At 71.0% G+C, this 17690-nt stretch carries 16 protein-coding genes; 10 read left to right on the forward strand and 6 right to left on the reverse strand.

Annotated features, from left to right (window positions below; genetic code table 11):
- The first annotated feature begins 70 nt into the window (after positions 1–70).
- Entirely contained in the window at positions 71–1303 is a 1233-nt protein-coding gene (locus J2W78_RS00725) for an amidase (RefSeq protein ID WP_253367141.1), read from the forward strand.
- Positions 1304–1516: 213 nt separating this feature from the next.
- On the opposite strand, the gene J2W78_RS00730 is transcribed toward J2W78_RS00725, so the two are convergent.
- The 3 genes from J2W78_RS00730 to J2W78_RS00740 form a co-directional block, all read right to left on the reverse strand.
- Complete coding sequence (locus J2W78_RS00730; protein WP_253367142.1) at positions 1517–4912, reverse strand: GAF domain-containing protein; 3396 nt, start codon at positions 4910–4912, stop codon at positions 1517–1519.
- 169 nt (positions 4913–5081) lie between these two features.
- Positions 5082–7277: a xanthine dehydrogenase family protein molybdopterin-binding subunit gene (locus J2W78_RS00735; protein ID WP_253367143.1), complete on the reverse strand. Its 2196-nt coding sequence runs from the start codon at positions 7275–7277 to the stop codon at positions 5082–5084.
- Positions 7278–7316: 39 nt separating this feature from the next.
- Positions 7317–7772: a (2Fe-2S)-binding protein gene (locus tag J2W78_RS00740; protein ID WP_253367148.1), complete on the reverse strand. Its 456-nt coding sequence runs from the start codon at positions 7770–7772 to the stop codon at positions 7317–7319.
- Positions 7773–8112: 340 nt separating this feature from the next.
- Between J2W78_RS00740 and J2W78_RS00745 the strand changes: the two genes are divergently transcribed.
- Entirely contained in the window at positions 8113–9654 is a 1542-nt protein-coding gene (locus tag J2W78_RS00745; protein WP_253367149.1) for a sensor histidine kinase, read from the forward strand.
- Between the two features lie 26 nt (positions 9655–9680).
- On the opposite strand, the gene cobT is transcribed toward J2W78_RS00745, so the two are convergent.
- Positions 9681–10718 carry a nicotinate-nucleotide--dimethylbenzimidazole phosphoribosyltransferase gene (gene cobT, locus J2W78_RS00750; RefSeq protein ID WP_253367150.1) on the reverse strand — a complete coding sequence of 346 codons (1038 nt, stop codon included), beginning with the start codon at positions 10716–10718 and terminating at the stop codon, positions 9681–9683.
- A gap of 167 nt (positions 10719–10885) precedes the next feature.
- On the opposite strand from cobT, the gene cobS reads away from it, so the two are divergent.
- Genes cobS through J2W78_RS00770 form a run of 4 tightly spaced genes read left to right on the forward strand, consistent with a single transcriptional unit; the run spans position 10886 to position 13361 of the window.
- The gene (gene cobS, locus J2W78_RS00755; RefSeq protein ID WP_253367151.1) at positions 10886–11713 is read left to right on the forward strand and encodes an adenosylcobinamide-GDP ribazoletransferase; all 828 of its coding nucleotides are present in this window, start codon (positions 10886–10888) and stop codon (positions 11711–11713) included.
- 14 nt (positions 11714–11727) lie between these two features.
- Positions 11728–12405, forward strand: coding sequence for a DUF6891 domain-containing protein (locus J2W78_RS00760; protein ID WP_253367152.1), 678 nt, complete (start codon positions 11728–11730; stop codon positions 12403–12405).
- 54 nt (positions 12406–12459) lie between these two features.
- On the forward strand, positions 12460–12672 hold the full coding sequence (locus J2W78_RS00765; RefSeq protein WP_253367153.1) for a DUF1289 domain-containing protein: 213 nt from the start codon (positions 12460–12462) through the stop codon (positions 12670–12672).
- Positions 12669–13361: a retropepsin-like aspartic protease family protein gene (locus tag J2W78_RS00770; protein WP_253367154.1), complete on the forward strand. Its 693-nt coding sequence runs from the start codon at positions 12669–12671 to the stop codon at positions 13359–13361. The genes J2W78_RS00765 and J2W78_RS00770 overlap by 4 nt, the downstream gene beginning before the upstream one ends.
- 6 nt (positions 13362–13367) lie before the next feature.
- Here the strand turns inward: J2W78_RS00770 and J2W78_RS24675 are convergent, their stop codons facing one another.
- Both J2W78_RS24675 and J2W78_RS00780 read right to left on the reverse strand, forming a co-directional pair.
- The gene (locus tag J2W78_RS24675) at positions 13368–14738 is read right to left on the reverse strand and encodes a DUF5666 domain-containing protein (RefSeq protein ID WP_301288493.1); all 1371 of its coding nucleotides are present in this window, start codon (positions 14736–14738) and stop codon (positions 13368–13370) included.
- Entirely contained in the window at positions 14735–15610 is an 876-nt protein-coding gene (locus J2W78_RS00780; RefSeq protein WP_253367156.1) for a DUF6502 family protein, read from the reverse strand. The genes J2W78_RS24675 and J2W78_RS00780 overlap by 4 nt, the downstream gene beginning before the upstream one ends.
- Positions 15611–15765: 155 nt before the next feature.
- On the opposite strand from J2W78_RS00780, the gene J2W78_RS00785 reads away from it, so the two are divergent.
- The 4 genes from J2W78_RS00785 to J2W78_RS00800 all read left to right on the forward strand — a co-directional run bounded on the left by J2W78_RS00785 (position 15766) and on the right by J2W78_RS00800 (position 17601).
- Entirely contained in the window at positions 15766–16038 is a 273-nt protein-coding gene (locus tag J2W78_RS00785) for a hypothetical protein (protein ID WP_253367157.1), read from the forward strand.
- Complete coding sequence (locus tag J2W78_RS00790; RefSeq protein WP_253367158.1) at positions 16035–16238, forward strand: hypothetical protein; 204 nt, start codon at positions 16035–16037, stop codon at positions 16236–16238. Before J2W78_RS00785 ends, J2W78_RS00790 begins: the two co-directional genes overlap by 4 nt.
- 32 nt (positions 16239–16270) lie before the next feature.
- Positions 16271–17014: an outer membrane protein gene (locus J2W78_RS00795; RefSeq protein ID WP_437178525.1), complete on the forward strand. Its 744-nt coding sequence runs from the start codon at positions 16271–16273 to the stop codon at positions 17012–17014.
- A 146-nt stretch (positions 17015–17160) separates the two neighbouring features.
- On the forward strand, positions 17161–17601 hold the full coding sequence (locus J2W78_RS00800) for a hypothetical protein (RefSeq protein ID WP_253367159.1): 441 nt from the start codon (positions 17161–17163) through the stop codon (positions 17599–17601).
- Positions 17602–17690 lie beyond the last annotated feature (89 nt).

The following is a 17690-nucleotide window of genomic DNA, read 5'->3' on the forward strand; positions in this document are numbered from 1 at the left end:
ATGCGCGATCGGATCCGCTCCCATGTGGAGCGGTGTTGACAGATTCGACCCAGCCCCCGACTCGGATGGCATGATTTCGCTTCTCGACATCCGCGCCCGTGTCGCCGCCGGCGCCCTCTCGGCGGCGGACGCGATCCGAACGGCGCGCGAGCGGATCGCCGAACGCGACCCCGCCATCGGCGCCGTGCTCCGCACCGCCCCCGAGGCAACGGTGCGTGAGAGCGGGCCGCTCGCCGGCATCGCGGTGGGGATCAAGGACATCATCGACACCGCCGACATGGCGACCGAGTCCGGTTCGGAGATCTATGCCGGCTGGCGGCCGCGGGCCGACGCGGCGATCGTCTCGCGGCTGCGCGCACTCGGCGCCGTGCCGCTCGCCAAGACCGCGACCACGGCCTTTGCCGGCCTCGACCCCGCCGCCACCGTGAACCCACGCGATCCCGGCCATACACCCGGCGGCTCCTCTTCGGGCTCGGCCGCGGCGGTCGCCGCCGGGATGCTGCCCCTGGCGCTCGGCACCCAGACCGGCGGCTCGGTGATCCGTCCGGCGGCCTTCTGTGGGATCGCGGCGATCAAGCCCTCGTTCCGGCTGCTGCCGACGGTGGGCGTTAAGACCTTCTCCTGGGCGCTCGACACGGTCGGCCTGTTCGGCGCCTCCGTCGCCGACATCGCCCACGCGCTCGCGCTGATCGCGGACCGGCCGGGCATCGAGGCATCCGCACCCGAGCGCCCGCGCCTCGCCCTCTGCCTCCAGGATTTCGCGGGGAGCGCCGACGCCGACGCGCTTGCGGCGCTCGATCGTGCGGCCCGCGCCGCCGAACGGGCCGGCGCGGTTGTGCACGACCTCGTCCTGCCGGAACCCTTCGCGCGCGCCTGGGCCGCGCACCCGACGGTGCAGGATTACGAGGCGCGCCAAGCGCTCGCCTGGGAATATGCCGAGCATCGGGACGCCCTGCCGCCGGTGCTGCGCGGCCAACTCGACCGGGCGCAGGACCTGAGTGCTGCCGATTACGACGCCGCCCGCCGCGAGGCGCATCGGGCGCGCCGCCAACTCAAGGAGCTGTTTTCGGATGTCGATGCGATCCTGACGGTGTCCAGCGTCGGCCGCGCCCCGAAGGGGCTCAGCTCGACCGGGGATGCGCGCTTCAACCGCCTCTGGACGCTGATGGGCGTGCCCTGCGTGACCGTTCCGGTGCCGGGCGACGGCCTGCCGCTCGGCGTGCAGGTGATCGCCCGCTTCGGCGACGACGGACGGGCGCTCGCCATCGCGCGGATGATCGAAGGGGCGCTGGCGCGGGCATAGAGCATCGCGCCCCAGGGGCTTTGTTCTGCTGCGCTCAAGACTGAACGGAAAGCAGGGCCTCGCTAGAGCATCATCTTTTTCCGAAAGCCGGCGGCCACCGTTCGGGACGATGCTCTAGGGCCGTATCCGATCCCATTGCATCGGGCCGGCGTCTCTCGGTCGTTGTTGTCACGCGCATTCTTTCGCCGAGCAGCCACTTCGTCGCGACGCGCCCTACCCGGACTCGGTCCCACGCCGCGTCGCCTTGCGCCGTTCCGTGAGCGGCAGGTCGATGGAGCAGTGTAGACCGGTCTCACTCAGTTCGTAGCGTGTGCGCGCGTCGAGGGCGTAGGGCAGCGCTTTCTCGATCAGCTCGCGCCCGTAGCCACGCCGTTGCGCGGCGCCCTCGTCCTGCAGTCGCTCGACCTCCGTCTCGCTCCAATGCAGGGCAAGCCGCATCCGGTCGTCCTCGGTATAGGTGCGCCACGTCACGCTCAGCCACCCCGTGTCTCCGGCGAGCGCGCCGTATTTACGGGCGTTGGTGGCGAGTTCGTGAAGGGCCAGCGCGAAGGTCTGCACCGTCGCCTTGCGCAGCCGCACGGATGGGCCGTCGAGATAGATGCGGTCGGACGCCTCCCAGGCGCCGAGGGCGTCGAGTTCCGTGACGATGAGCGCGTGCAGGGTGATCGGCTCGATGGTGGAGCGGGAGAGAAGGCCCTGTACCCGCGAGAGCACCGCGAGCCGGTCGTAGAACCGCGCGCGGAACGTCGTCATGGAGTCGCTTCGGGCCATGGTCTGCTCGGCCAGCGAGCGCACCACCGTGATGAGGTTACGCGTGCGGTGCTGCAACTCGGCCACCATCACGCCCTGCTGCTCCTGCAGCTGCCGCAGGTCGTCGATGTCGGTGGAGGTGCCCAGCCACTCGATGATGTCGTTTCCCTCGCGCAGCGGCAGGGCGCGCGACTGGAACCAGCGGTAGCGGCCCTCGGGGGCGTGACGGATTCGGTAATCGACGGCCAGCACCTCGGCCGCTGCGGCTCCGCTCCAGGCACCTTGAGCCCGGTCGCGATCCTCGGGGTGGACCGCGTCGAGCCACCCGAAGCTGTGGCTCTCGGCCTCGCTCTGGCCGGTATAGCGGCACCATTGCGGGCTCGCCCAGCTCCACGCGCCGCCGTCGCCCGCTCGCCAGACGAGTTGGGGAATGCCTTCGACCAGAGCGCGCTGCCGGGCTTCGCTCGTGCGCAGCTCCGTTTCGGCCTGCGCCCGCTCGGCCGCCTCCCAGGTCCGCGCGGCCACCTCCTCGATCAGGGTCGTCTCGGAGCGCGTCCAGGTGCGGGGCTCGGGATGGGTCAGGTAGAGGACGGTGCGGATTTGGTCGTCGCGGACCAGCGGCACCGCCACGAAGCTGCCGACGGCGCCCTTTCGCCAAACGCCGGGCGCCGCAACGGCCGCGGCATCGTCCACGATGACCGTCTCGCCGCTCCGGAGCCGCTCGAGAACCACCCGGCCGAAGGCCGTGATGGGCAGGGGGCCGAGCCGGGCCTCGGTCGGGGCGTGATAGCCGACCTGCCGCTCGACCCGCTCACCGTCCGCGGAGAGGCGCGCGTAGCCGACCCGTCCGACGCCCAGATGGCGCCCCAGCGCCTCGACCACGGTGTGAAGGGCGGCCTGCGGGTCGGTCTGGTCCTGAAGCCGGTCGGCGAGGTCGAGAAGGAAGGCCTGCCGTGCCTCCTCCGCCCGTAGGTTCTCGGCGGCAAGATGCTGGTCGTGGATGTCCGTGGCGGCGCCGATCCAGCGCGTGATCCGCCCTTCCGCGTCCCGCGCCGGGGCGTGGCGGATCAGGAACCATCGAAAAGGGCCGTCGCGGCGGCGGATGCGCTGCTGTCGCTCCACCGGCCGGCCGGTGGCGAAGGCTTCGGTGAAGATGCGCTTCGTCTCCGCCCGCTCGTCGGGGGGGATGGTGGCCAGCCAACCGCCGTTCTGGACCTTCTCCTGAGCCTGGCCGGTATAGTCGCCCCATTGCTGGTTCACGACGACGACCTTGCCCTCGGGATCGCAGTTCCAGAGCAGGCTCGGTACGAGTTCGGCGAGGGTCCGGAAGCGCCCCTCGCTCTCGCGCAGGGTGTCGGCGGTCCGCTTGCTCAGCAGGGCCTGGAGAATGGCCGGGGCGAGGGCCTCGGCGGCTTCGAGATCCTCCGACCGGTATCCGCCCGCGCGGTTGCCGAGCCCGATCATTCCGATGGTCTGTCCGTTCCGCTTCAGCGGGACGCCGAGAAAGGCCCTCAAACGCGGGTGGCCGGTCGGTGTCCCGATCCGGTCCGGGTGCGAGCCGGGATCGTTGGCGATGAGGCTTTTGCCGTCGCGTAGCACGCGGCCGTAGAGGCCGTGGATCTTGAGCCCTTTCGGGCCGACGCCCTTGGGAAAAGCGGGGTCGTCCATCGCGAAATGCTGCCAGCCGCGATCGCTGATGGAGAGTTCGTTGAACCGGTCGTTTGCGTGGTCGACCTCTCCCATGAAGCTGAAGGCGCTCTGCGTCACATCCTCGGCGACCGCGAGGCAGACGCGGCCGAGTTCCTCCTCCGTGGGGGCGGTCAGCGCCTCACGGAAGATGCGGTTGATCCCTTCGAGCACCGCGTTCTTGCGCCGGATGTCCGCTTCCGCCCGGCCGCGCTCGACCGCGGACCAGATCCGCTCGGCCACCTCACGCAGCAAGCCGACGTCGGCCTCCGCCCACGGCCGCGGAGTCGAGTGAGTGACGCAGAGCGCGCCGACGAGGCTGCCGTTCTTGATGAGCGGTGCGCCCATGCAGGCGGCGATGCTAAGGGCAGCGAGGGCGACGCGGCCGGCGACCGGGATCTGGGCCGAACTCTGCGTGTCGGCCACGACGTGGCACTCGCCTCGGCGAAGAATATCGACAGACCACGCGAAGTCCGCGACCCGGTGCTCGCCGGCGATCGAGAATGCGTCGCCGCGAGCGTGGTCCCATGCGATGCGGGCGATTCCGGCGGCTTCGTCAATGGCGACGTAGTAGCACCGGTCCACATCCAGCCGCTCACCCACGAGCCGGCATGCCGCGCTCTGGATCGCTTCCGGATCGGAAAGCGTGCGCACCGCATCGCTCAACGCCAGGAGGAAGGCCTGCCGCTCCTCGCGATCGCGCAGGGCCGTCTCGGCGACTTTGCGCTCGGTGACGTCGTCGTAGAGGATCAGCAGCCGGTCGTTCGCCTGTGGGTAGACGGAGACCTCGAACCAGCGCCCCATCGGCGTGTCCGTGTGCTCGAGCCGCGCCGGCACGCCCGCGGCGGCGATGCGCTCGTAGGTCTCGATCCACCACGGGTCGAGATCGGGCACCACATTGCGTCCCGTCCGCCCGCGGGCGTCCACTGCCGGCAGGCCGACCAGCCGCTCGAAGGCTGGATTCAGCTCGATGTAGAGGAAATCGACGGCCCGGCCCTGCCCGTTGCGCACGAGTTCGAGCTCGCAGAAACCCTGCCCCATGGTCTGGAACAGGGTGCGGTACTTCTCTTCGCTCGCCCGAAGGGCCGCTTCGGCCCAATCGAACTCAAGGATCCGCCGCGCCGTCGCGTCGCGATCCGACGGCCACCCGGGCGGATCTGTTTTTTCGCCCATCCTGCGCCTTGTTGCGGCTCGATAGGCCTAACTTAATCGACGGATTGCCGGTTTTGCAAAGTACGCCGGTGTTCTGGGAAGCGTGCCTCTCCGAGATGTGTCCGGTGCCGGGCCCGCCGCCCCGCCGGTAGCCGGCGGAGAGGGGGCCGGCCCGCGCCGGCCCCGCGGTTCACGCCCCGCGAAGGGCCGACAGGTCGAGCGGCAGCGAGCGCAGGCGCTGGCCCGTCGCGGCGAAGACCGCGTTGGCGATGGCCGGCGCCAGCACCGGCACGCCGGGCTCGCCGATCCCGGTGGGGGCGACCTCGGAGGGCACGATGTGAACCTCGACCCGCGGCATCTCGGAGATGCGCGTCGGCTGGTAGCTGTCGAAGTTCGTCTCCTGCACGACGCCGTCCTTGAGGGTGATGCGGTTGCGCAGCACCGCCGAGAGGGCGAAGCCCACCGCGCCCTCGACCTGGGCGCGCACCACGTCCGGGTTCACGGCGATGCCGACATCGACCGCCGCCACGATCCGGTTGACCTTCACACCGGACTCGCCCGCCGTGACGTCGGCCACCATCGCGACGTAGGAGCCGAAGGATTCGTGCACGGCGACGCCGAGGCCGCGACCCTTTTCGGAAGGCTTTGCGCCCCAGCCGGCCTGCTCGGCGGCGAGCCGCAACACCCCCGACAGGCGTGGCGCGCGGCTCAGCAGCGACAGCCGGTAGGCGACCGGATCGGACCCCGATGCATGGGCCAGTTCGTCGATGAACACCTCCATCACATGGGCGGTGTGGGTGTGGCCGACCGAGCGCCACCACAGCACCGGCACGCCCTCGCGGGCGTTGTGCACTTCGAAGCGGTAGGCCGGGAGCGCGTAGGGCGTGTCGGAAGCGCCCTCGACGGTGGTCGAGTCGATGCCGTTCTTGACGAGCATCGCCTCGAAGGGCGAGCCGATCATGATCGACTTGCCGACCATGGTGTGGCGCCAGCCGGTGATCTGGCCCTTCTCGTTCAGGCCCGCCTTGACCGTATGGTAGACCTGCGGGCGGTAATAGCCGGCCGCCATGTCGTCCTCGCGGGTCCAGACGAGGTGGACCGGCGCCTTGCCGTCCCAGGCCTTCACGATCGCGGCGGCCTCGGCGAAGTAGTCGGCGCCCGGCGTCGCCCGCCGGCCGAACGAGCCGCCGGCCCACTGGGTGTGCAGCCGGACCCGGTCGGTCGTGACGCCCAGCGTCGCCGCCACCACCGCCTGCTCGATGGTCTGGATCTGGCAGCCGGCATAGACGTCGTAGCTGCCGTCCGCCGCGCGCTCGATCGTGGCGTTGAGGGGCTCCATCGCGGCATGCGCGAGGTAGGGGAAGGAGAACTCCGCATCCAGCACCTTGGCCGATCCCTTGATCGCGCCGTCGGCATCGCCCGCCTGCGAGGCGACGAGGCCGGAGGTCTTGGCCGTCTCACGGTACTCGGCGAGGATCGCGTCCGAGGAGCGGGTCTCGGCAGCGGAATTGTCCCAGGTAACCTTGAGGGCTTCGCGGGCCTTCATCGCGCTCCAGGTGTCGCGGGCGATCACCGCCACGCCGGTCGGGATCGTGACGATGCCGACGACGCCGGGCATGCCCTGCGCGGCCTCCGCATCCACCGACTTCACCGTGGCGCCGAAGCGCGGCGGGTGGGCGACGAGTGCCGTGACTTGGCCGGGGCGGCGGATGTCGAGGGAGTAGATCGCGGTGCCGTCGGTCTTCGCCACGGAATCGATGCGCGGCACGCGCTGACCGATCAGCGTCCACTCGGCCGGCGTCTTGAGACGGGGCTCCTGCGGCACCGGCTTGGCGGCGGCGGCTTCCGCGAATTCGCCGAAGCGGGCCTGCTTGCCGGATCGGTGGCCGATGACGCCCTTCGTGACGGTGATCTCGCCCGCCGGCACGCCCCATTTCTCGGCCGCGGCGGCAACCAGCATGGCGCGGGCGGCCGCCCCCGCCTTGCGGAGCTGGAACCAGGAATTGGCGATCGCCGTCGAGCCGCCCGTGCCCTGGACCGGGCCCATCAGCAGGTTGGCGTAGAGCTTGGCATCCGCCGGTGCGAACGCGACGCGCATCTGGCTCCAATCCGCGTCGAGTTCGTCGGCGAGGATGGTGGCGAGCCCGGTCGTGTTGCCCTGGCCCATATCGAGATGCTTGATCATCACCGTGACGCTGTCGTCGGCGGCGATCCGCACGAAGGCGTTGGGCTGGGCCGGACCCTTGGACAGCGCGTCCGAGCCTTCCGCGGCGCGGGCACCCGTCAGGTCGAGGCGGAAGGCGAGCAGCACGGCGCCCGCCGCCGCGCCGCCGAGGAAGGCGCGCCGGGACGGAACGGGCGTATCAGTCAGGTCGAGCTTGAGCATGCCGGGCTCCAAATCGTGAAAGGCTGCGGGGCGGGCGGCTCAGGCGAGCGAGCGGGCGGCGTCGTGGATGGCGGCGCGGATGCGCTGGTAGGTGCCGCAGCGGCAGACATTGCCGTCCATGGCGCCGTCGATATCCGCGTCGCTGGGCTTCGGGTTCTCCGTGAGCAGGCCGATGGCCGACATGATCTGGCCGGATTGGCAGTAGCCGCACTGCACGACGTCGAGGCCGCGCCACGCCGCCTTCACCGCATCGGCCACCTTGCCCTCGACGCCCTCGATCGTGGTGATCTTGGCCTCGCCGACATCGCCGATACGGGTCTGGCAGGCGCGCACCGGCTGGCCGTCCATGTGCACCGTGCAGGCGCCGCACTGCGCGATGCCGCAGCCGTACTTGGTCCCGGTCATGTCGAGGCGGTCGCGGATCACCCAGAGCAGGGGCATGTCGGGGTCGGCATCGACCTCCCGCGGCGCGCCGTTCAGGTTGAGGGTCAGCATGGGCGCACTCCGAGAGGAAGCTGTCGCACGAAACGCATGAATTCAGGGCCGCCGTCCGGCCGGGAGATGCGCTTCGAGACCGTCACGTGGTGTCGTGACTTGAAATGGTCACTTGGAATCGTTCCGATTTTGATCCTGTACGCCCATCCCTGATGTGCGGGAGCGCACCCCAACACGGATGAGACGTTTCCGCACCTGTATCGGCGCAATTCGCCGGATCGTCGAAGCCGCTTCTTAACGGTTCGCACGGCACCCTGCGAGCTCTCCACCCCGCCCCGTGCGCCGCCAGACCACGACCGGGCGCCCGGCGTTCCGATCCCGATTGGCGATCTCGACTGTTATGGCCGACCTCACAGCGGAGATGGTTCAGCGCGGGCGCGGGCCCTCCTCACAGGAGGTGGCCAAGCGCCGCGGCATCGCGCGCGAGATGCGCTCGGCCCGGGAGCGGCTGACTTCCACGAGCGGCCTGGAGCGGGCCTTCGACACCGAACTTCTGCGGCTCTACGCCCAGTACCGGGTCGGTGCGGGCATCCCGCTCCTGATCCTGGCGCTCATGGTTGCGGGTGCCTCCTCGATCTGGGTGCCGGCCGTGACCGCGGCGATCTGGGCGACCGGGGCGATCGCGGCCACCACCCTGATGCTGCTGCTGAGCCGCCGCTTCCTGCGGCAGGCGCCGGAAAGCCGGTCGCTGAAGCGTTGGGGGCGCACCTTCATCGTCGCCGAGTTCGCCCAGAGCGCCGCCTGGGCGATGCTGCTGCTCGTGGGCGTTCCCGAGGCGCGCACCTTCGCGCTGTTCGGCCTCGTCATCGTCGCGGCGGTGACGACGATGCTCGCCGCGACCGTGCCGGTCGCCGCCCTGGCCGGCCTCGTGCCGTTGATGCTGGCGGCGCTCTCGCTGCTGATCTTCTCCAGCGACATGGACACGATGCTCCTCGTCGCGATGACGGTGGCGAGCCAGCTCTTCTTCGCCGGCTTGGCACGCCGACTCTACGCCTCCGCCGTCGGCACCCTGCAATCGCGGGCGGAGAAAGACGCAATCTTCGCCGAACTCGAACAGGCCAAGGCCAATTCCGACGAGGCCCGGCGGCGGGCGGAGGAGGCGAACCTCGCCAAGTCCCGCTTCCTCGCCACCATGAGCCACGAGCTGCGCACGCCGCTCAACGCCATCCTCGGCTTCTCGGAGGTGATGAAGAACGAGGTGTTCGGCGCCCACGCCGCCCCGGCCTACCGGGAATACGCCACCGACATCCACGACAGCGGGATGCACCTGCTCAATCTGATCAACGAAATCCTCGACCTCTCGCGCATCGAGGCCGGGCGCTACGACCTCACCGAGGAGGCGGTGCAACTCGCCCATACGGTCGAGGAGTGCCGCCACATGATGACCCTGCGCGCTCGCAGCAAGGGTCAGACCTTCGCCAGCCTGATCGACGGTTCCCTGCCGCGCCTCTGGGCCGACGAGCGGGCGCTGCGCCAGATCGTGCTCAACCTGCTCTCGAACGCGGTGAAGTTCACCCCGCCGGGCGGCGAGATCACGATCAAGGTCGGCTGGACTTCGTCGGGCGGGCAATATCTCAGCGTCAAGGATTCCGGACCTGGCATCCCCGAGGACGAACTCGGCACGGTGATGTCCTCGTTCGGGCGCGGCTCGCTGGCGATCAAGACCGCCGAGCAGGGCTCCGGCCTCGGCCTGCCGATCGTGAAGGGTCTGATCGACCTCCACGGCGGCGGGTTCCAGCTCAAGTCGAAGCCGCGCGAGGGCACCGAGGTGATCGTCACCTTCCCCGCGAGCCGCGGCATGGACACCCTGCCTGCGATGACACTCGGTGCGGAGAAGGCCCCGGCCGAGGCGGCGTCCGCCCGGCGTGCGCGGGCGGCCTGACGGGCGAAGGCGTCAGCCGGCGCGTCTTAATCGGTGCTCTTGCCCGAGACGCCCGCCTGCTCGAACGTCGCCATGTCGCGGTGGCAGGCGAGCGCACCCTTCAGCAGGCCGAGCGCCAGAGCCGCGCCGGAGGCCTCGCCGAGGCGCATGTCGAGCGATAGGACGGGCTTCAGTCCGAGCCGGTCCAGCACCTCGCCATGCGCGCCTTCCGCCGAACGATGGCCGGCGATGCAGTGGTCGAGGGCGTGAGGGTCGGCGGCGTGCAGAATGGCCGCCGCAGCGGTTGCGACATAGCCGTCGAGCACCACCGGCACCCGCTGCAACCGCGCGGCGAGGATGGCCCCGGCCATCGCCGCGATTTCCCGGCCGCCGAGGCGCGCCAGGATCGTCAGTGGGTCGCCGAGGTGATCCTTGTGGGTGTCGAGCGCCAGCCGCACGGCCTGCGCCTTGCGGGCGAGGCCGGCTGCGTCGAGCCCGGTGCCGCGTCCGACCCAGTGCTCGGCCTCGCCGCCGTAGAGCGCGGCGTAGATCGCTGCCGCGACCGTGGTGTTGCCGATGCCCATCTCGCCGACCGCGAGGCAGTCCGTGCCCGCCGCCACCGCTTCCATGCCGAAGGCCATGGTGGCGACGCACCCTTTCTCGTCGAGCGCTGGGCCGGAGCAGATGTCGCCGGTCGGCAGATCCACGGCGAGGTCGAACACCCGGAAGCCGAGGCCGTAGGCGGCGCAGAGCTGGTTGATTGCGGCACCCCCGGCGGCGAAGTTGTCCAGCATCTGCCGGTTGACCGCGGCCGGGAAGGCCGAGACGCCGCGCTCCACCACGCCGTGGCTGCCGGCGAACACGCAGACCATCGGCCGGTCGAGGGTGGGCTTGGCCTTGCCCTGCCACGCGCCGAGCCATTCCACGAGCCCTTCGAGGCGCCCGAGCGCGCCCGGCGGCTTGGTGAGGCTGGCATCCCGCGCGCGGATCGCGGCGACCGCGTCCCCGTCGGGGCCGGGCATCTCCGTGAGCAGGCGGCGGATGTCGGCGAAGGGCGAGGCGTCGGAGGTCGGGCTGGCGGTCATCGGCAGGGCTCGTGCGCGTCGGATGCGGGAAAAACGGAGGAGGTCGCCCGATCGGTGCGGGAATTGCCACCGGATAGCCAGCGCCGCCGCGTAGCAGGCAGGAGGCTCCCGGCGCTATAGAAGCGGACGGGCCCGCGGTACAGGCGGCCGGAGGAAAGGGTAGCGGAATGATCGAGCGCAGTGGCCGCGATCTCGGGCCGCCCTTTCCGGGGGCGGAACTGGTCTACGATCTTGCCGCCTGCCTTCGCTTCTTCACCCGCCTGCCGGTTCCGCCGCTGCCCGACGAGCCGGCGCCCTACGCCGCACCCGATTTTCGCACCGTGCCGCGGATGCTGCCGCTCGCGGGTCTGCTGATCGCCGCGCCCGCCGCGCTGGTGCTGGTTCTGGCCTGGGAGATCCGGCTCGGGCCGTTCGTCGCAGCGGCCCTCGCCCTCGTGGCGCTGGCCCTCATCACCGGTGCCATGCACGAGGACGGCCTGGCCGACGTCGCCGACGGGTTCGGCGGCGGGCAGAGCCGCGAGCGCAGCCTGGAGATCATGCGCGACAGCCGCATCGGCGCCTATGGCGGCACTGCGCTGTTCCTCGGGCTGGCGCTGCGGGCGGCGATGCTCGCGACCCTGCTCGACCGCTCCGGCGGGCTCGCCGCCGTGTCGCTCCTGTTCGCCGCCGCCCTGTCGCGGACGGTGGCGCTGGTTCCGCTCGCGATCCTCGACCCCGCCCGTCCCGGCGGCGCGGGCGCCGCCGTCGGCCGGCCGACCCGGACGACGCTGGGCATTGCGGGGGTGATCTGCCTGATCCTCGCCGGGATCGCCGCCGCCCTCGGCCTGCCGCCGCTGGGTCTCGGCCTCGCTCTGATCCTGGCCCCGCTTGCGGCCTTCGGTCTCAGCGCGCTGGCCGAGCGGAAGATCGGCGGCCAGACCGGCGACGTGGTCGGCGCCTGCCAGCAGGTCGGCGAGATCGCGGTGCTGCTGGCCCTGGTGGCGGCGACGGCGTAGGCGGGAGGGGCGTGATGCTGAGAATCCTCCGCCGGCTTTTCCAGGGCCGGTCAGCGACGGCGCAGAGCCGCACATCCTCCGATGCGTCCACGGAAACGCTCGACCGCGCCGACACCGCCGAGCAGATCGAGATCCTGGCCCGCGGCGGTTTCGAGACCGAAGCCTCGACGCTCGAGACGATCCTGGACGGGTACCTGGGCCCCGACGCGGTCGCACCCGACGACCGCCGCTGGGTCGAGGCGGAGGTGGCTCGAGCCTTCGCGCGCAAGCGGGCCGACGAGGCGACGTGGCCGCTGGAGACGGATTTCGACCGCCTCGCCATCGCCTTCGACGCCCTCGACGCCAGCGGGATCATCGCGCTGCACGATGCCGGTTATACCCGTTCGGACGGGATCTCGGATGCGGGCGAGGTGTATCACCAGCGCCGGGAGCGGGGACGCGACTCGCGCGGGTTCGTGTTCTACCACGGGCAGGATGTCGAGGCGGTCGTCGGCGACCGGGGGCTCTACCTCGCCTTCGGCGCGTTCGACGACCGCGACGAGACCATGGCCGGCATCGCCGCCGAGATCGTGGAGGCCGTGGAGGCGCAAGGGTTGCGGACGCATTGGGAGGGGGATGTGAGAACACGCATCTTCGTCCACCCGATCCACTGGTTGAAGCGCAGCCCGTCCGACGACCCCCGCGCGTCGTAAGGTTTCCGGTGAGACCTTGATTCACGGCCCCGCTCCGTCCCATCTGCACGGGCGATGCTGGCGACTCCCCCGAACAAACCCTCCTCACCCTGCACCAAGCTCTGCGTGCTCGATGCCGTGACCGGCCTGTGCGAGGGCTGCGGGCGTACGCGCAACGAGATCGGGCTGTGGGGCTCGCTCTCCGAGGCGCAGCGGCGGGCCGTCATGGCCGCGCTGCCCGAGCGGCTGCGCCGGGCCTATCCCGGCCGGGAGGCGGGCGCGCCATGATGTGGGCCGGCCTTGCCATTCTCGGGATTGGTCTCGTCGTCCTGATCGCCAACCATGACGGCGGCCCGGTGATGGGGCTCGATTCCGATCAGCTCGCCGGCGTCGTCTCGATGACCGCCCTGCTGCTGCTCCTCGCCGCTGGCCGCTGGCGGCAGGCGCTCGTCATGCCGGGCAAGACCCTGGGTTCGATCCTGATCTGGCTCGTCATCGGCGCGGTGATCGTCGTTGGCTACACCTATCGCGACGACGCGCAGCGGGTCGGCGCGGGGCTCGTCGGGGCGCTACGCCCCGGCACCGCTGTGGTCGGGCCCGGCGGCGAGGTGACGATCACCCGCCGCTCCGACGGCGATTTCGCCGTGCTGGCGGCGGTGAACGGCGGCAGCGAGCAGCGCTTCGTTTTCGATACCGGGGCGAGCAGCGTCGTGCTCACCGCCGAAACCGCCGAGCGTCTCGGCATTCGCCCGCCGGAGAGCGCTTTCACCCAGCGCGTCTCCACCGCCAACGGCACGGCGCTCACGGCGCCGATCCGGCTCGACTCGATCACGGTGGGGCCGATCACCGAGCGCAACGTCAACGCGATGGTGAGCCGGCCCGGCGTGCTGACCACCAACCTGCTCGGCCAGAGCTTCCTTGACCGGCTGCCCTCCTACGAGGTGCGTGGCGACCGGCTGATCCTGCGCAGCCGCTGACGGGCGTCAGCGACGCCCGCCACCTCCGAAGCCGCCCGGTCCGCCCCCGCCTCCGAAGCCGCCGGGACCGCCTCCGAAGCCTCCGGGGCCGCCCCCGCCGCCGAAGCCGCCCGGTCCACCGTCGCCGGGCCGGCCGAACCCGCCCGAAGGGGCACCGAAGGAGCCGCCACCCGTGCCCGGGCGTGTGTCGATCGGGTAGCCGCCGGGCATCGCGGTTCCTCCGGGGGCCCCGCTTCGGCCGGATTCGAAGCCGCCGGCCCCGCCGCCGGGGCGGGAGAACGGCGCCTCGCCGCCGGGCCCCGACCGTGCGGGCGCGCCGGGCCCTTGGCCGCCGAAGCCTCCACCGCCGGGCCCCGCACCGGGCCCGCGGCCACCGGGACCCGGGCCGCCGGAGCCCTGGCCACCTGCACCTTGCCCGCCGGGGCCTTGGCCCCGTGCCGACGCATCACCGCGCACCGATTCGACCGTCATCCGCCCATCCCGGCCGATGCCGGTCTCGATCACCGCGGGGCGCCCGGATCCCGGCAGCGCCGAGGGGGAGACCCCGCCCGAGACGGTAAAGCCCGAGCCGAGACGCAACCCGCCGTCGCCCTGCGCGACGTAGGCCTCGATCGAGGCACGGGCGAGCCCCGCCGGGAATGGCCGGCTGACGTCGCGGGCCGAGGCGATCGTCAGCCCCGCCGGGCCGGCCTCGCCCTCCACCAGGGCGCGCCGCCCGGTCAGTCCCGGCTCCAGGCCCGCGAGGCGCAGGCCGCCGATGCGCGGGGTGCCGTCGCGATCCCGCCGGACCGGCCCGGCGACGCGGGCGTTCCCGTCCGCGCGCGGCTCGATCAGGCTCGCGACGATGGTGCCGTCGGCCCGGCGCAGGCCGCTCACCGCCACGCGCTCGCCCACCGCGAATCGCGTCCGGGCCGTCTTCAGGCTTGCAGTCGAGATGCTCTGTCCGAGCACTGTCAGGCGGCCTCGAGCCACGGCCTCGACGGGGCCGACGACTTCGCTCGACACCATAATGGCACGGGTCGAAAGCGCGCCCCCCGGCCCGCGTGCCACCACGCGCACGACATGGCCGACCTTGAGGTCGGCGACACGGGCGGGCGCGCCGTCGATGCGAACCTGCACGTCCGGCGGATAGGTGATGCGCAGGTCGTTGACGACGATCGAGCCGAACCGGCGGATCGTGCCGATCACACCGGTGCCGCCGATCCCGCGATCGCCGCCGGGCGTCTCCTCCTCCGAGGGGCGCGCACCGGTGCCGCCGATGCCGCGGTCCTGGGCGGGGTCGCCCGCCGTTTGCGGCCAAGCCGGGTGCGGCCGCCAGAGAATGGTGCCGGCCAGCAGCGCCAGCAGCCCGCGGCGGGTCGGAGTCAGGCAGCTCAAGGCGCGCGGCCCTCCGCATCTTCCGATGCCGTCTGCACGCCGGGATCACGGGCGGGGACCTCCTCCCGGTAGATGTAGATGCCGAAGTTCCAGCGGTGGCGCCCGCCTTCATCGTCCGCGCAAGCCGTGTGCGCTTCGGCGTTGGCCTGCTTCAACGCCCCCATCGCGATCTCCCGCGCCCGCTCCTCAAGCCGCGCGGCGAGCGCGTCGGAGAGGCCGTCGTAATGCACGGCGCGCTCGAAGAAGCGAGGGGAGGGCGCCGCGACGTTCTCGGCCGCCGCCGCAATGTGGTCGTGCAGGTTGCGACCGAGATAGTAGAGCTGGGGCTCGGTCCCCCCTTTGGGCAGGTAGGCCGCCTCCAGAAGCTGCACCCGGCCTTCCGAATCGAGAATGGCGAGGCCCCGGTCGAGCCATTCGTCGAGCACGGCGCGGGGCCGCACGTCCTTGGTCACGCCGGCCACGAGGCTCTCGAAGGAGGGGGCCGCGTCGTCGGTCGAACGCGGCAGCGGCAGCGGCCGGCCCTGGCCATCGGTGAATTCGGGTGCGGCGACCCAGCGGGCGATGATCCGGCTCGTGCGTGAGACCGTTGCCGGCACTTGGCTCACGGGCGCGCCCGCCCCGCGCAGGCGGCGCACTTCCTTGCGGTGGATGCCCGTCAGCAGGCTGACCCGGCTGTCGGTCTGCTCCTTGCCGGGCAGGGCGAAGTCGTACTCGGCGACGTTCACGTAGAGTTCGCGCAACAGGTTCGTCAGGGCGGGAAAGGTGATGCCCCGCTGCACCATCAGGCGCACGAGCGGTCGCAACAGGCGGGCCACCGGCCCGTGCAGCGCGGCGCCGTCCGGAGATGGAGCGGGTTCGGTCGTCTCAGACATGAACTGAGCTTAGTGGCAGTGGTGTGGGATACAATCCCACAATGTGCGCTCCAGCACCAACTTTGCAGATTTCCGATTGACGTGGGATTTTTGCACACGTAACTTTTCGTGGTCAAATTTCCCACGTCAAGCCGCGGCTCGGGTGAGGCAGCACCATGATCGAACTGAGACCCATCGCCGTGCTCGGCGAGGCACCGCTCCTGCTCACCGCTCGGCCGCGTATGGGGATCGATGCGTCGGTTCGGCCGCTGATCCGCGGTGCTGTCCTGGCGGCGATCCTGTCCGCCGTGCTCGCATTGCCGGAGTTGCGGCCGCTCGCTGCCGACCGGAGCCCCGCATTCGAGCGCCTCGAAGCTCTGGTTGCCGGTGCGGCTGCGCCGCGCAAGGACGCGGGGCGGGTCGCCCTTGTCCGGGAGGCAACCCGATGAGCCCCGCCCTTCAGACAGCATTCCCGACGGCGGGCCTCGCCGCGAGCCGGCTTCGGCCGCCCGGTCAGCACCGCGTCCGGGCGCGTATCCGCCGCATCCGACCACAGCCCGAGCCCTGCGGCGGTGAGACCGTCATCGATTTCGCGCTCTGCCTGATCCTGGCCGTCGCGGTCGTCGGCCTGCTGCTGCTCGCGCTCTGACACCTTCCCCACGCCCACAACACGAGACGACGATGACCCGACACCCGATGCATCCGGCTCTTTCAAGCCTTCTTGTCAGCCTTCTTTTCGCTGGGGGCGCGTCCGCCGCAGACCTGCCGGGGCGTGCTGCGCCCCCGCTGCCCCCGGCCCTGCCAGTCTTCACCTGGACCGGCTTCTATGTCGGCGCGAATGCCGGCTACGGATTTCGCGGCGGTTCGTCGAGCTACACGGATGCGACCTACGGCACCGTGACGGAGAGCGGCGGTCGCGGCGGCTTCGTCGGCGGCGGCCAGATCGGCTACAACTATCAGCTCACGCCGGGTTCGGGCTGGGTGCTCGGCGCCGAGGCCGATTTCCAGGGCTCCGGGTTCGGCCGCCGCGGCGACGGCACCATCGGCTCCACGCCCTATTACAGCGTCGCCCCGAGCCTGGATTGGTTCGGCACCGTGCGCGGCCGGCTCGGCTACGCCTTCGACCGCTGGCTCGTCTACGGCACCGGCGGCTTCGCCTATGGCGGTGGGAGCCGGTCGTCCTATGCCTCCGCCTATCCCTACACCCTGCCGGACACGACGCGGCTCGGCTACGCGGCCGGTGCGGGCATCGAATACGCGCTCACGGAGCGTATTTCGGTGAAAGTCGAGGGACTCTACGTCGATCTCGGCAAGCAGGGCAGCGGCACGACCGTCTACGATGCGACGGTGCCCGCCTATTACGGCACCGGCCGTTCGGAATCCGGCTTCGGCGTCGTGCGCGGCGGCTTGAACTATAGGTTCTAAAGCCGCGGGGATGGCTTGTTTCTTGCGTGAGCGAGTGAACCACGTCTGCGGACAAATCGTTTGAACGGCTCAGCCTTCCCGGCGCGGGTCAAATCCCGGCCGGCGAAGCGCTGTGAGGGGAGCGTTTCGAACGGAGTCTTCCAACCGTGCCTACACTTGCCTACCCCGCCGCCCGGCGTCTTCCCCTGGTTGCCGGTCTCTCTGTCATCCTCTCCGGCCTCGTACCGCTCGCCGTCTCGGCTCAATCGCCAGTCGCACCGGACGTCGAGGCGCCCTCCGTCGAGGCGCCAGCCACGCCGGACCTCGGCAATGGACTGCCCCAGGGCGCATTGGTCTTTCACGGCAACTATTGCGGCCCGGGTAGCCGCGGTGCCGGCCTCCCCCCGATCGATGCCCTCGACCGGGCCTGCATGCACCACGATGCCTGCTCACCGCCGGTGGGTCAGGGGCTGCCCGCCTGCTCCTGCAACGATCGTCTGGCACGCGAGGCCCGCCAAGTGGCCCGGACGCCGCGGATCGACGACGAGTTGCGAACAGCAGCGGGTTTCGTCGCCGTCGGCGCGAAGGCCCTGGCCTGCCAACCGTAAAATCCAACCCCTGATGCGGCATCGGCCCGGAACGCTCGTTCCGGGCCGATGTCATTTTGCACCATGCGGGTTTCGGTTGAGGCACGCAG

The organism is Methylorubrum extorquens (assembly GCF_024169925.1).
In the GTDB taxonomy this organism is placed as follows: domain Bacteria; phylum Pseudomonadota; class Alphaproteobacteria; order Rhizobiales; family Beijerinckiaceae; genus Methylobacterium; species Methylobacterium extorquens_A.

Excerpts from the sequence above, each read along its gene's own strand:
- J2W78_RS00725 (WP_253367141.1), top strand. The coding sequence starts at position 71 with ATGATTTCGCTTCTCGACATCCGCGCCCGTGTCGCCGCCGGCGCCCTC.
- J2W78_RS00730 (WP_253367142.1), bottom strand. The coding sequence starts at position 4,912 with ATGGGCGAAAAAACAGATCCGCCCGGGTGGCCGTCGGATCGCGACGCG.
- J2W78_RS00735 (WP_253367143.1), bottom strand. The coding sequence starts at position 7,277 with ATGCTCAAGCTCGACCTGACTGATACGCCCGTTCCGTCCCGGCGCGCC.
- J2W78_RS00740 (WP_253367148.1), bottom strand. The coding sequence starts at position 7,772 with ATGCTGACCCTCAACCTGAACGGCGCGCCGCGGGAGGTCGATGCCGAC.
- J2W78_RS00745 (WP_253367149.1), top strand. The coding sequence starts at position 8,113 with ATGGCCGACCTCACAGCGGAGATGGTTCAGCGCGGGCGCGGGCCCTCC.
- cobT (WP_253367150.1), bottom strand. The coding sequence starts at position 10,718 with ATGACCGCCAGCCCGACCTCCGACGCCTCGCCCTTCGCCGACATCCGC.
- cobS (WP_253367151.1), top strand. The coding sequence starts at position 10,886 with ATGATCGAGCGCAGTGGCCGCGATCTCGGGCCGCCCTTTCCGGGGGCG.
- J2W78_RS00760 (WP_253367152.1), top strand. The coding sequence starts at position 11,728 with ATGCTGAGAATCCTCCGCCGGCTTTTCCAGGGCCGGTCAGCGACGGCG.
- J2W78_RS00765 (WP_253367153.1), top strand. The coding sequence starts at position 12,460 with ATGCTGGCGACTCCCCCGAACAAACCCTCCTCACCCTGCACCAAGCTC.
- J2W78_RS00770 (WP_253367154.1), top strand. The coding sequence starts at position 12,669 with ATGATGTGGGCCGGCCTTGCCATTCTCGGGATTGGTCTCGTCGTCCTG.
- J2W78_RS00780 (WP_253367156.1), bottom strand. The coding sequence starts at position 15,610 with ATGTCTGAGACGACCGAACCCGCTCCATCTCCGGACGGCGCCGCGCTG.
- J2W78_RS00785 (WP_253367157.1), top strand. The coding sequence starts at position 15,766 with ATGATCGAACTGAGACCCATCGCCGTGCTCGGCGAGGCACCGCTCCTG.
- J2W78_RS00790 (WP_253367158.1), top strand. The coding sequence starts at position 16,035 with ATGAGCCCCGCCCTTCAGACAGCATTCCCGACGGCGGGCCTCGCCGCG.
- J2W78_RS00795 (WP_437178525.1), top strand. The coding sequence starts at position 16,271 with ATGACCCGACACCCGATGCATCCGGCTCTTTCAAGCCTTCTTGTCAGC.